The sequence below is a fragment of the Microcystis sp. LEGE 00066 genome (genome assembly GCF_015207925.1).
Lineage (GTDB): Bacteria > Cyanobacteriota > Cyanobacteriia > Cyanobacteriales > Microcystaceae > Microcystis > Microcystis ichthyoblabe_A.
Genome location: NZ_JADEVX010000042.1, coordinates 1 through 13,491 on the forward strand (window position 1 = coordinate 1; position 13,491 = coordinate 13,491).

General features: G+C 43.3%; 13 protein-coding genes and 1 riboswitch. Of the genes, 6 read left to right on the forward strand and 7 right to left on the reverse strand.

Annotation, left to right across the window (positions count from 1 at the left end):
* Positions 1-396: 396 nt before the first annotated feature.
* Complete coding sequence (gene psaC / locus IQ224_RS08115) at positions 397-642, reverse strand: photosystem I iron-sulfur center protein PsaC (protein ID WP_002734319.1); 246 nt, start codon at positions 640-642, stop codon at positions 397-399.
* Between the two features lie 251 nt (positions 643-893).
* Here psaC and acs point away from each other — a divergent pair, with 251 nt between their 5' ends.
* From acs to IQ224_RS08130, 3 genes are all read left to right on the forward strand, one after another.
* Positions 894-2,864: an acetate--CoA ligase gene (acs, locus tag IQ224_RS08120; RefSeq protein WP_194032816.1), complete on the forward strand. Its 1,971-nt coding sequence runs from the start codon at positions 894-896 to the stop codon at positions 2,862-2,864.
* Positions 2,865-3,218: 354 nt separating this feature from the next.
* A complete protein-coding gene (locus IQ224_RS08125) occupies positions 3,219-3,815 on the forward strand; it encodes a hypothetical protein (RefSeq protein ID WP_084990076.1) in 597 nt (198 codons plus the stop codon).
* A gap of 39 nt (positions 3,816-3,854) precedes the next feature.
* A complete protein-coding gene (locus tag IQ224_RS08130; protein ID WP_002741615.1) occupies positions 3,855-4,379 on the forward strand; it encodes a GNAT family N-acetyltransferase in 525 nt (174 codons plus the stop codon).
* 127 nt (positions 4,380-4,506) lie between these two features.
* On the opposite strand, the gene IQ224_RS08135 is transcribed toward IQ224_RS08130, so the two are convergent.
* The 5 genes from IQ224_RS08135 to rimI all read right to left on the reverse strand — a co-directional run bounded on the left by IQ224_RS08135 (position 4,507) and on the right by rimI (position 8,533).
* On the reverse strand, positions 4,507-5,013 hold the full coding sequence (locus tag IQ224_RS08135; RefSeq protein ID WP_002731545.1) for a DUF1269 domain-containing protein: 507 nt from the start codon (positions 5,011-5,013) through the stop codon (positions 4,507-4,509).
* A 256-nt stretch (positions 5,014-5,269) separates the two neighbouring features.
* Entirely contained in the window at positions 5,270-5,716 is a 447-nt protein-coding gene (locus IQ224_RS08140) for a DUF1269 domain-containing protein (RefSeq protein ID WP_084990077.1), read from the reverse strand.
* A 301-nt stretch (positions 5,717-6,017) separates the two neighbouring features.
* Positions 6,018-6,635, reverse strand: a complete 618-nt coding sequence (locus IQ224_RS08145) for a CP12 domain-containing protein (RefSeq protein ID WP_002756663.1) — start codon at positions 6,633-6,635, stop codon at positions 6,018-6,020.
* A gap of 90 nt (positions 6,636-6,725) precedes the next feature.
* Positions 6,726-7,916: a glycosyltransferase family 4 protein gene (locus IQ224_RS08150; RefSeq protein ID WP_002741611.1), complete on the reverse strand. Its 1,191-nt coding sequence runs from the start codon at positions 7,914-7,916 to the stop codon at positions 6,726-6,728.
* Positions 7,917-7,954: 38 nt separating this feature from the next.
* Positions 7,955-8,533: a ribosomal protein S18-alanine N-acetyltransferase gene (gene rimI / locus IQ224_RS08155; protein WP_194032817.1), complete on the reverse strand. Its 579-nt coding sequence runs from the start codon at positions 8,531-8,533 to the stop codon at positions 7,955-7,957.
* 842 nt (positions 8,534-9,375) lie between these two features.
* Between rimI and IQ224_RS08160 the strand changes: the two genes are divergently transcribed.
* Together IQ224_RS08160 and IQ224_RS08165 are read left to right on the forward strand one after the other, a co-directional pair.
* Positions 9,376-10,356 carry a sodium-dependent bicarbonate transport family permease gene (locus IQ224_RS08160; protein ID WP_110579217.1) on the forward strand — a complete coding sequence of 327 codons (981 nt, stop codon included), beginning with the start codon at positions 9,376-9,378 and terminating at the stop codon, positions 10,354-10,356.
* Between the two features lie 73 nt (positions 10,357-10,429).
* Positions 10,430-10,747: a hypothetical protein gene (locus IQ224_RS08165; protein ID WP_002744609.1), complete on the forward strand. Its 318-nt coding sequence runs from the start codon at positions 10,430-10,432 to the stop codon at positions 10,745-10,747.
* A gap of 239 nt (positions 10,748-10,986) precedes the next feature.
* On the opposite strand, the gene IQ224_RS08170 is transcribed toward IQ224_RS08165, so the two are convergent.
* Positions 10,987-11,565, reverse strand: coding sequence for a DUF3172 domain-containing protein (locus tag IQ224_RS08170; RefSeq protein WP_002733879.1), 579 nt, complete (start codon positions 11,563-11,565; stop codon positions 10,987-10,989).
* A 188-nt stretch (positions 11,566-11,753) separates the two neighbouring features.
* Positions 11,754-11,884, forward strand: a riboswitch (cyclic di-AMP (ydaO/yuaA leader).
* A gap of 232 nt (positions 11,885-12,116) precedes the next feature.
* Here IQ224_RS08170 and IQ224_RS08175 point away from each other — a divergent pair.
* A complete protein-coding gene (locus tag IQ224_RS08175; protein WP_002744604.1) occupies positions 12,117-13,454 on the forward strand; it encodes an ArsB/NhaD family transporter in 1,338 nt (445 codons plus the stop codon).
* The last annotated feature ends 37 nt before the right edge of the window (positions 13,455-13,491 follow it).

The following is a 13,491-nucleotide window of genomic DNA, read 5'->3' on the forward strand; positions in this document are numbered from 1 at the left end:
AATATCATCGGGTAATTTTGAGAGATTGGCCAGGGTTCTTTTTTTGACTTGATCTCCTTCTCGGTAGGACTCCCGAAGAAGAACGGCGGGGGGGGAATTACGGTTAGGAACTTTTTCTATATACATGACCACCATTCTAGCAAATGGAGAGAATTCTTATCCATCAAGAAATGTTACAAATTACATGGGTACATTAAGAAAAGTTAAGGGGCGTATCCATTGATGGATAAGGGTTTTTGGCTATTGTAGTATATATGTATGGGGAAGTTCAGTAATTCAGCCAGCCCTAACTAAAATCTTCACTAGCGACGGGAGTATAACGAAAAAAGAGGACTGGTTAGTCCTCTTAACAAGATTAGTTTTCGCTAAATGTTAAACACAGAATGATTGCCAGGCCTAGTAGGCCAGACCCATGCTGCGGGTGGTTTCTGCTCCGAGATAAACCCGAATGCTTAAGAAATCCGTCGGACAAGCGGTTTCGCAACGCTTACAACCAATACAGTCTTCCGTGCGGGGAGAGGAGGCAATCTGGGCAGCTTTACAGCCATCCCAGGGGACCATTTCCAGCACGTCGAGGGGACAAGCCCGAACGCATTGGGTGCAACCGATACAGGTATCGTAAATTTTAACGCTATGAGACATTGAATTATGACTCCTTACCGAGTGTTCTCCATGTTAAATTTCGGGTTTATCGGTTAGTTTACCTTACAGCGATCTGTTCATCGCTCGATCGGTGACATAACTTTAAACTCTGTAACACTTGGGGACAAATTGCGATCGCTGGTCAGGGATCGGGCAATCCTAAAATAGCCTTAAAGAATTGCTTGCCAAGGTTACGGGGGGAACCGAAAAAGGTAATCTGGATCGCAAGATAATTTATTTCGTTTGCCAGTATGACAGAAATAGTGATCGAATCGATCCTACAGGAAAATCGGCTGTTTCCTCCCAGTGCCGAATTTGCTCAGAATGCCACCATTAAAAGCCTTGAAGAATACCAGCAACTCTACGCCAAAGCCAAGGCTGATCCCCAGGCTTTTTGGTCCCAATTAGCCGAAAAAGAACTACATTGGTTTGAAAAATGGTCAGAGGTTCTTGACTGGCAGCCCCCCTTTGCTAAATGGTTCGTCAACGGCAAGATTAATATTTGTTACAACTGTATTGACAGACATCTCACCACTTGGAGACGCAATAAAGCCGCCATCATCTGGGAAGGAGAACCGGGAGACAGCCGCACCATTACCTACGAACAGCTACACCGAGAAGTATGTCAATTTGCCAACGCTTTAAAGGAATTAGGCGTAAAAAAAGGCGATGTGGTCGGAATTTATCTGCCGATGATTCCCGAAGCGGCCATCGCCATGTTAGCCTGTGCCAGAATTGGTGCGCCCCACAGTGTAGTTTTTGGGGGATTTAGTGCCGATGCTTTGCGCGATCGTCTTAATGATGCGGCCGCTAAGGTGGTAATCACTGCCGATGGTGGTTTCCGCAAGGATAAAGTCGTTGCTCTCAAGGAACAGGTGGATCTGGCTCTAGCCGATAATAGCGCCCCCAGTGTGGAAAAAGTTCTCGTTGTCCAGCGCAGCAAGGAACCCATCAATATGGTTGCCGATCGCGATTACTGGTGGCATGATCTACAAAAACAGGTATCTGCTAATTGTCCGGCCGAACCGATGGATAGCGAAGATATGTTATTTATCCTCTATACCAGTGGTTCCACCGGCAAACCGAAAGGAGTCGTCCACACCACCGGCGGCTATAATCTCTACACCCATGTCACCAGCAAATGGATTTTTGACCTGAAAGATACCGATGTTTACTGGTGTACTGCCGATGTGGGTTGGATTACCGGCCATAGTTATATCGTTTACGGACCGCTTTCCAATGGTGCCACCACGGTAATGTATGAAGGGGTTCCCCGTCCCTCTAATTTAGGCTGTTTTTGGGATGTAATCGAGAAATATCGCGTTAATATCTTTTATACTGCCCCCACTGCTATCCGCGCTTTTATCAAAATGGGGGAAGATATCCCCAATAGCCGGGATTTATCCTCTTTGCGCTTACTGGGAACCGTGGGAGAACCGATTAACCCAGAAGCGTGGATGTGGTATCACCGGGTTATCGGTAAAGAAAAATGTCCGATTGTCGATACTTGGTGGCAAACGGAAACCGGGGGGATTATGATTACTCCCTTACCCGGGGCAATTGCCACCAAACCGGGGTCAGCAACCCTACCTTTTCCCGGTATTATCGCCGCAGTGGTGGACTTAGAGGGCAATCCCACCCAAGCGAATGAGGGGGGTTATCTGGTGGTCAAATATCCCTGGCCCGGTATGCTACGAACAGTCTATAAAAATCCCGATCGCTTCCGCAATACCTACTGGGAACAGATCGCCCCCAAAGATGGCCAATATCTCTATTTTGCTGGAGATGGTAGTCGTCAGGACGAGGACGGTTATTTCTGGGTAATGGGGCGCGTTGATGACGTGATTAGCGTTTCTGGCCACCGTTTAGGGACAATGGAGATCGAATCAGCTTTAGTATCTCATCCCGCGGTAGCAGAGGCGGCTGTGGTGGGACGACCGGATGAAATTAAAGGGGAAGAAGTCTATGCTTTTGTGACTCTCGAAGGACATTATGAAGCGAGTCAGGAGTTAGCGCAAGCATTAAAAGACCACGTTGTCAAGGAAATTGGCATTATTGCTCGACCGGGAGAAATCCGTTTTACCGATGTACTGCCAAAAACGCGATCGGGTAAAATTATGCGTCGTCTCTTGCGAACTTTAGCATCAGGTCAAGAGATTTCTGGTGATACTTCTACTCTAGAAGATCGATCGGTTTTGGACAAATTGCGCCAAGGTGCCTAATTTAATTGGCAGTTTTTCCTAGTAGTTAGGGTGAGGAATAAGAGTTAATCTTATCTCACTCTAACGGGAGTGATGATCGCTGAACATATTTGCTCAAGCAGCAAAGCTATAGCTAATAATAATCCTCTTTAAAAGGTATGTGATAAGTTTAGATTATCTAGAAGCGATCAATCTTTGTGTCCTTTGTGTCTTTGTGGTTCGTTCCAGTTGATCTCGCGTTGCGACCGCCAGCAGGAATGTATCCTATAATATATTTTACCCACCGAACCCAAGAGATTCGATCATACTTCATGTTTATAAGAAAGGCTATAATAATAAAAATAAGAGCAAATTGAAATTATAGGAGTTTAATCAATGACCACCACCACTGCTACGGATAATGATTTAAAAAGACTAGAAGATTTAATCCTCAATGGACAGAAGATAATCGAACATCGATTCAACGAGATCGACAATCGACTCACTACCATGGACAATCGACTCACTACCATGGACAATCGACTCACTACCATGGACAATCGACTCACTACCATGGACAATCGACTCACTACCGTGGAAACGCGACTCACTACCATAGAAACTCGACTCATTGAGGTGGACAATCGACTGACTACCGTGGACAATCGACTCACTACCGTGGAAACTCGACTCACTACCACGGAAACTCGACTGATTGAGGTGGACAATCGATTGAAGGTGATTGAGAATGGACAAGCGGAAATAAAAGCTGATGTCAAAAATCTTCAAAAAGATACTACCGATTTAAAGATTGAACTGACGGAAGTTAAAGGTGATATTAAAACTCTTGATAGTAAATTTGATGACATGAATAAACGCTTAGAGAAAGTCGAAGGAACCCAAAAGAATCAAATTTGGACATTGATAACTGTCTTAAGTGGTTCCCTACTAGCAGTGGGATTTAGAAGTTTTTTTATCAACAATAATCCCTAATCTCAGCAAGAGAATTGCTATAATTTGCTCACAAAAACAATGAAAAGCGAGCGCCTAATTCTCCGTCCTTGGCAACTACCCGCAGACAAAGAGTCTTTTTTTCAGATATATCAAAATTCCGAAGTCACTGATTTTTTACCGAGAATTCGTCAGTTAGCCACGGATATTGAGAGTTTAAATGCCCATTTTTCCGAAAGATTACGAACAGTTCGTAATCAGGGTAATGGCAGCGATTGGTGGGCAATGATCGATCAAAAAAATAATCAGATTATTGGTTCGATAATTTTACAGAATTTACCCGATAACTACGGTTATCCTACCCCAGATAGCGAAATTGGTTGGCATTTACGGCGCGATTATTGGGGACAAGGATATATAACCGAAGCGGCTAAAGTTATTCTAGAATACGGCTTAATCATCTTACAATTGCCGATTATCTACGCAGTGGTTAATCCCGATAATTATCGCTCAATTCGTGTCACGGAAAGACTAGGAATGCAATCAATGGGATTAACGAATAAATACTACGACACCGAAGCACTTTTATTCTCGATCAAAGCTTAAAGTTCATTAATAATTATTGATTGTTTCTTATTTTATGGATGCTGTGGTTGTCATGCTAAACCCATTCTTGTTCAAAAAGCAAAAAGGGAAATATATTCCCTTTTTCTAGCTTTTATGGATCCATATCCTAAACGGTTTCGGGTTTAACACCTCTTTGGTCGAGAACTTTCTGTAATTCTGCTTCGTCGGTTTTGGTCAAAGAAGTGCGTAACACTTTACCTCCGTAGGGGGCCACTTCATCGAGGACCTTATCGGGGGTAACTTTTTGGACGAGAACAAAGAGAGCAGAGGTGCTGGGCTGCAGGGTTTCTCCCAATTCTCGCATAAAATTGTCATCCACACCGATATCACTTAAAGCACCTCCCAAAGCACCACCAGCAGCACCGAGGACTGCCCCTAATAAGGGGGATAAAAAGAGCATTCCGATTAATAATCCCCAGAAACTGCCACTAGCGGCTCCTGCTGCCGTTAAATTGACCGCTTGCTTGAGTTTAATCTGGCCATCTTTGTTTTTAACCACTACGGCAGCATCTTCTAACTCGATCAGATGTTCCTGTTGCAGTTTAGCCAAAGTTAAACGAACTTCTTCTGCTTTAAATTCGTCCTCATAAGCGATGACAAATAGATCAGCCATGGTTTTTCCTCGATTATTAGCAAATAAAACCTTTATACACTACTTTTGCCGGATTAAAAAGTTTGAGGTATTGGTACTTTTTGATCGACAAAAAGTCTAAAAGTCTTACCCAACAAGGCTTTTAGATTTATTCAGCCAGCCCTACTTGGCTCTTCTGGTTTTTGTGTGGAAGGAAGAAGGATAGGGATAATTTTCTGGAAATATAGTCTTCAAAGCCTTGTCTGGCAAGACTCCTACGAATGATAAGCACTGATTATCACACAAAGTCGACGAGAGCCAATACTTTACCTCCGTAGGGGGCCACTTTATCGAGGACCTTATCGGGGGTAACTTTTTGGACGAGAACAAAAAGAGCAGAGGTGCCGGAATGCATGGTTTCTCCCAATTCCCGCATAAGATTGTCATCCACACCGATATCACTTAAAGCACCTCCCAAAGCGCCCCCGGCAGCACTGAGGACGGCCCCTAATAAGGGGGATAAAAAGAGCATTCCGATTAATAACCCCCAGAAACTGCCACTAGCGGCTCCCGCTGGCGTTAAATTGACCGCTTGCTTGAGTTTAATCTGGCCATCTTTGTTTTTAACCACTACGGCAGCATCTTCTAGCTCGATCAGATGTTCCTGTTGCAGTTTAGCCAAAGTTAAACGAACTTCTTCTGCTTTAAATTCGTCCTCATAGGCGATGACAAATAGATCAGCCATGGTTTTTCCTCGATTATTAGCAAATATTAGCAAATAAAACCGGTTCTTCGGTTTGTGCTATGTAATGGACGAAGTTATAAGGGATAAAACCCTTATAGAGAAGGACATTGATGCGATTTTTGTCAATTGTTTTCGATCTAGAACAAACTAATCAATAGAACTGTTGCCAGATAAGGATTTAGTCGATTTATGCTCCCCTATCGAACCATACCAAGTAACGAAGAACCATAAAACCTTTATACACTACTTTTGCCGGATTAAAAAGTTTGAGGTATGGGAGAGTACCGAAAAACCCTGGGGATTAGGTGTCATAGATACGCGCTTCAAAAGCATCGGGATTTTCTTGACAGTATTCCTCAAAATAGGTTTTTTCTGGTTTTTTAGCGCGTTGGTGTGCCAATTCTGCCTGTAATTCCTCAACAATATCCCAAGCTGCGGCACAATCGGGAGAATTTCCTCCTTTTTCAGCACACACTGCCCGGGCAATATCTCTCGCTTTGATAATCTCCGCTTCTAAATCAAGACTGCGGGGCTTTTCCACAGCGTTACCTTTATGGAGGATATCACTAACAGAGATAACACCGAGCAAACCGCCTTTAATTACCGGTGCGAAACGAATACCGGTATTAGCAAATAAGCGGGCCACATATTCAACCCCGAGGTCGGGATTAATCACGATGCAGGGTTTGCTCATCACTTCATAGACGCGCACTTTTTGCGGATCTTGACCGAAAGCGACGACTTTATAGACAATATCGGTTTCGGTGATAATTCCGTAGGCATCTTCATCGTGACGGCGATCAACAATGAGAGTTCTAATGTTCTTTTCTCTCATCAATTGTACCGCTTTGGCAACGGTTTCAGAACCTTTAATCTTGGCCACCTCCGTGGTCATAATTTCAGCTGCTTTCATAGTCATATTTGGAGAAGTTAAGTTGTGCCTTTGTTATTTTAAGACATAAACTGACCCCTAATACTGACGGCTGACGGCTAAAAAACCGCTCCCTGATTAACGCCATTCCACCAATTGTCGTTCTTGGACAACCAAACCATATACTGTCTCGGTTTGACGGGCTAAATTCGCCCAATGAAAGCGTTTTTCTAGGTCTTCGTAGGCGTTATTAGCTAATTCGTGGGCGTATTCGGGATGATTTAAAACCTCCAAAATGCCCCAAGCGAGGGAATCGGGATTATTGACCCGGGTGACAATTCCCGTTTGACCATGACGGACAACTTCGGGAAAACCGCAGGTATCGGAAACTACCACGGGAACCCTAGCGGCGAAACTTTCCAGGGCGACAATGCCAAAAGGTTCGTAAAGACTGGGAAAAACGGCACAATCGGCCACGGTTTGGAAGCGATCGAGGTTTTCATCGGACATAAAGCCCGTAAAATAACAATGATGCCAGATACCGAGATGCCAGGCCTGTTGTTTGAGTTTGTCGGTATTGCCGCCACCGATAATCACAAATTTAGTTTTAGCCTCGGTCTGAGCGAGGACTTTTGGGGCAGCGTTGAGTAACACCGAAACCCCCTTTTCAAAGGTCATGCGCCCGACATAATAGACGATTTTTTCGTGATCTTCGGCATATTGACGACGAAAAGCTCGGTAATCAAAGTTAGGGTCTCTTTGCTTTTTCTCGGCCCGAATACCGTTATAAACCACATCGATTTTATCCCAGGGTGCGCCCAAAGCCCGATGGACTTCATGGCGCATATAGCCGGTACAGACGATAACGCGCCAAGCATTATAGACGAGGGTTCCCTCTTTGCCGGCGATATAGCGTTGGGTGTCGGTGTGCAGTCCGTTATAACGTCCGTATTCCGTGGCGTGAATCGTGGCAATCAGGGGTATTTTAAAGAGATGTTTCAGGGCGATGGCTGCATCCCCTACTAACCAATCGTGGGCGTGAACAAGGTCAAATTTTCCGTATTCGGCGATTATTTTGCCGCCCTGTTGCCCCATGCTGTTATTCATGTTGACCACCCAATGGAAAAAGTCATTGCCGGGGGGTACGGGGACGCGGTGGATGTGAATACCTTCCACCAGTTCGTAGCTGGGGGCCTGACCGAATTCGATCGTGATTAAATGGACTTCATGACCGAGTTTGACGATTTCGGGATAGAGTTCGGCGACATGACGGGCGATACCGCCCACTAATCGCGGTGGAAATTCCCACGCCAAGACTAAAATCCTCATTTTTCCCTAACCTCGACCTGATTTAAGCTTGTAGGTAATCATTGCATCCCCATGGTATCTATTTTGGCTCTGGTTTCTTCCTCTAATTGCCACTTTCCCTGCGCCAGTCTGGAGAGGATTTCTTGTCGCCACTTGTTCAAGTGTTCCCGAAAAGCGGCCGTTTGTAGATCGTTGCGCCAGAAAATTAGGGCTGATTCGCCAGTTTGCGAATAATAATTTTTACGCTCTCCAGCGACGCGGAAGCCAAAATGCTCGTAGAGTGCGATTGCTGACTGGTTCGAGACCCTTACCTCTAGCGTAGCCCTTTCCAGTTGTCTTTGTACAGCCTTCTCCAGTAGTTTGTAGAGAAGCAGTTTTCCTAATCCTTGTCTTTGATAGTCCGGATAAATTGCCAGGAGGGTAATATGTGCTTCTTCGAGAATTGCCCAAGAACAGGCTAATCCGATTAGGGGTTCCTCCTCCTGGTCCAGGGTAAGGATTAATAATTCACTGTTGGGGCTGTTTAATTCCCGTTCATAACCGGATAGGGTCCAAATACCGCCGAGACTGCTACGATCAAGGGCTACCATGGCGGCAAGATGGGCAGATTTTGGGATTTTAAGCTGGATTTTTGGCATTTATCGGGGAAAGGGGGAATTATGAATTATAAATTATGAATTATGAAGTGGGGAGGTGGGGAAGTGGGGAAATTGAACTAAAACCCCAAAACCCCAACCCCCAAAACCTAAAACCTGACTCCTGACTCCTGACTTCTAATCCAATGTTGGACAAAGATAAGCAAAAGTTATTTATTGACTGCAAAAACTTGAGAATATTTAAATTAACATTTCGCAATATTTACAAATTCTTAAGAATTAATTGAGAAAGATTTTTATTTAACAACGATGTTATCATGGTTACAGCGATTTTACTGAATTTCATAATGGGTCATCTTGTGCTTTTTTGTCCAGCAAGGGTTGAAACCCTTGCCACACCTAGAAGGTGATCCTAATTAAGGCGGGTAAATGAGTCAATTTCACCCACAACGATGATCTTTTTTTTATGTAGTTTTATTGCAAAAGAAAAGTTTTTTTGACAAAAAGCACAAAGTATGATACGAACCAACTTATTTCTAGCTGCGAGTAATTATTAAACCTCTTGCATAATTAGTTTTTCAGGATTCAAAAACGGCAAAAATAAGGATTAAATGGCATAAAGTCTGTAAATAGACTATTTAACTGATTATTATTCATTCTTAATTCTCCTGAGTACTGACTCCTGACTCCTAACCCTAGCAACAATTTTTGGTTTTTACAAAAGCCCTATTGTAGAGGGGGAAAAGGGAAAAGGGAGAGGGGAGAAAAGCTGACGGCATTTTTTGGGCGGCCATCGTTAAGCGTTTTAATCTGGTTCTTAACATTTTGCCAGTATTCTCAAAATTGAATAGTATAGATTGGAATAACTCAATGTACGCAAACCTATGGATGGCAGCTTAATCCTGTTCAATATTCTCAATCCGCCGGTTTTGTTCTTTTTCTTAGGAATGCTGGCAGTATTTTTTAAATCCGACCTAGAGATTCCCCAACCACTGCCTAAACTCTTTTCTCTCTATCTTTTGATGGCGATTGGTTTCAAGGGAGGCTATGAACTAGCGGAAAGTGGCATCAATAACCAAATCGCTTTAACTTTGATTGCCTCTGTGGTTATGGCTTGCATCGTTCCCATTTACACTTTCTTTATCCTGAAAATTAAACTCGATAGTGCCAATGCAGCAGCGATCGCAGCAGCCTATGGTTCCATTAGTGCCGTTACTTTCATCACCGCCAGTTCTTTTTTAGAAAAACTTCATATTTCCTATGGCGGTCACATGGTAGCGGCCTTAGCTTTAATGGAATCGCCGGCGATTGTAGTGGGTTTAATCCTGGTGCGAGTCTTTAAAGAGAAAAATGGCGAAGAAGAAGCGTTTTCTTGGTCAAAAGTTTTACATGAAGCCTTTTTAAATGGTTCGGTATTTCTCTTAGTCGGTAGTGTTATTATTGGTATGCTCACGGGGGAAAAAGGTTGGGAAAAATTAGAACCTTTCACTCAAGAGATTTTTTATGGTGCGTTAACTTTCTTTCTCCTTGATATGGGATTAGTGGCGGCGAAAAGAATCCGAGAATTAGGCAAAACTGGTTCTTTTCTCATCGGTTTTTCGGTGTTCATTCCCGTTATCAATGCGATGGTGGGGATTCTCATCGCTAAGGTTCTCGGATTTGAACAGGGCAATGCTTTATTATTCGCTGTTTTGTGTGCCAGTGCCTCTTATATTGCTGTTCCTGCGGCCATGAGAATGACTGTTCCCGAAGCGAATCCTAGTTTATACGTTTCTATGGCCTTGGCTTTAACTTTTCCCTTCAATATCATCATCGGTATTCCTCTGTACCTAGAGATGATTAAAATCATTGGCTGTGGAGTCTAAAATTCCCAGCGGTTTTTAAATAATTCCTGTCAAAATTTTTCTCTTTCACTTGTCTTTTTTTTATTTAACTACCATGCTTGAATCCCCGCATCCTTCCCTACAAACTGTCAAAAAAGTGGACATAATTGTTAGTCATGCTTTTCTGGAAGAAACCTTAAGCGTTCTTGATGTTGTCGGAGTTTCCGGTTATACCTTCCTTGGCAATGCTTCGGGAAAAGGCGATCGAGGTTTATCCCGTGATGACTTGGATTGTGATTACAGTGGTAGCTATATTATGACGGTTTGTAATAGTGACGAACAACTTAATCGTCTGATCGATAAAATTCAGCCTTTTTTAAAAAAAGCTGGCGGAATTTTTGTAGTGACTACGGCCCAATGGCTAACTCATTAGACCTCTTGTAAAAATCAAAAATTGTCTTAGTTAATTAGAGTTGGCTGAATAAATCTAAAACCCTTGCTGGATAATATTTTTAGGCTTTTTTGAAATCAAAAAGTGCCAGCCCTTGCAGTGATCGGGGGGGGAAAATTCAGGGACTTTTTCCCTGAAAATTAGGTAATTGACCCCCTGAAAATGGGTAAAACCCCACACCCTATACCCTCTTTCAAGTCAGGAGAACGATCTTTTCTAGTTTAGAATTTATCTGTATCTGGTCTGGGACCAACAGCGCCAGCAGGATTAACAAAAAGATTACCCCCAGCTTCATTTTGGAAGATACAATCGATTTTCGGTTTGCCTTCCAAGGGGCCGGTATAACCAAAGGTATTCATCCGGTTTTTACAACTTTGTACCTGCTGTCCATCGACTAATTTTTGTTGTTCTAAAATTGACCAGTTATTGCGTCGCAAAACGCAACCGGGTTGCATGACTGGTTGGGTAACAAAAACATTAAAGGGGTTAAGGGTGACATAAACCCGCAAATCGGTGACAATGGCACTGGCCCCAAATTGCACGCATAATTCCGCATTGGGGGCGCTGCGATCGATTACTTCTCGGGAAGCGACGTTTTCGGGGCTAAAATTAGCGGTAGAACTGAATACCAGACCGAGACCCACTCCTAGTACAAAAATACCACCAATCAGGGCGATCATGGCATAGTTCAATTTTGCCAATAGGCCTCCGGGGGACGAAGCGCGGGAGTCATCGCCATAGGAGCGGTCATAATCACGATCACGCGATCGAGGAGGAGTATAACGAGGTCTTCTATTCATAGAAATTGCTGATGTGGCTGCTATGGCGGTCAGTCGTTAGCTATTAGCTTATCATTGTTCTATCCTAGCAACCCGGGGGATAACCGACAGGATAGGTCTGGTATAGGGCTATATCGTTTTTTTTGGGTTAGTATGCTATGGTGGATCACTAAACAGAGTAAGTCAGCCTAATCCGAGTTTCTATGCTAGATATTAGCTAGACAAATTCGGAGCGGAGGAACCACATTTGGGGGCGTATTTCTAGATTTTTTAGCCTAGAAAAGGATATCTCTCTATCCTAGCCCGTCAGCTAACTTCGTCGGCGTGGGGGGGAAGACTGAAACATCACTACATTCCTAGTAATGTCTTGATCGGTTCAGTTATGTCGCTGGTACTACTTGATAGTCATAACTTACAGGAGACATTGTTTATGGAGATTCTGATATCAGCTTACCGATCACAACAATTTTAAGATTTTCCGTAGATAACCATATTTTCTATGAGTTTGCTGTACATTTTTCGAGCAAACTTTTAGTTGTATCGAGAAACCAAGAGTAAAAACAGGATCAAAAATGCTGGAATCTTTACCAATGTGGATTGCTGCGATGACTTTTATTGCAGTCATTGTGGTGATTATGTTCGAGTGGCTTCATATTACCGTAGCGGCTTTATTAGGAGCTTTAATATTAGTTTTTACCCATATCATGACTCTCCAGGAGGCGGTGGGTTATATCAGTCGCAGTTATGCCACTCTTGCCCTATTTTTTGGAGTGATGGTGTTAGTAAGAGCCTTTGAACCAACGAAAATTTTTGATTATTTAGCAGCACAAATGGTGCTTTTAGCCAAGGGACAAGGCAAATTATTACTAATAGGAATTGTCGCTATTACTACCCCAATCTGTGCGGTATTACCCAACGCTACAACGGTGATGTTATTAGCACCTTTAATTCCCCCATTAGCACAGGATATAGGGGTGGATTTTGTGCCGCTCTTAATCCTGATGGTTTTCGTAGCCAACAGTGCAGGATTATTAACTATTGTTGGTGATCCCGCTACTTATATCGTCGGTGATTCTATTAACATCACCTTCATGGAATACCTACAGCGTTTAAGTTTAGGTGGTGCCTTGGCAGTGATTACCATTCTGGTTATGTTACCTTGGTTATTCCCCAAAATCTGGCGGACAAAATTCGAGCATTTAGAAGACTTACCCCATCCGAAGATTAATCATCCTCGCGTCTTAGCTTTGGGGGGAATTATCGTCTTTTTGGTCTTATTTTTATTCGTCGTTGGTGAATCTTTTCCCGTACCTCTTGCTCCTGCTGCCGTTGCTCTGATGGGAGCAGCTTTAGCCCTACTTTTAGCCCAGCAATCGAAGATAGATACAGTTCATAATATTCTCCGAGATGTGGACTGGAGTACCCTATTATTTTTTATGTCAATTTTTGTCGTAATTGGCGGATTAGAAAAAACTGGCGTAGTTAATATTTTATCGGTATTTCTGTCAATAATTTTAGGCAAAAATATCTTTTTAGGTTCTCTAGTCTTGCTGTTTTTTGTCGGACTTGTTTCCAGTGTCGTTCCCAATATTCCCCTAGTGGTGGCCATGGTTCCACTGCTGAAACAGTACCTTGTTAATGTTAATTTAGTCGGGACGGAGGTTCTTTCTCCTGATTATGCCGGTTCCTTTCCCCCGGAAGTTTTACCGCTTTTCTATGCGATGATGTATGGAGCTACCCTAGGGGGTAATGGTACTTTAGTGGGAGCTTCTTCTAATATTGTCGCCGCCGGCATCGCCGAACAACACGGGGGCAAAATTAGCTTTCATACCTTTCTGCGCTACGGTTTACCGGTGATGTTTACTCAGTTAGTCGTCTCGGCTATGTATATGTTAGTTTTCTTGGTCTAATCTATCTCTGGGGATATTAATGTTAAGTCCGTTTAAG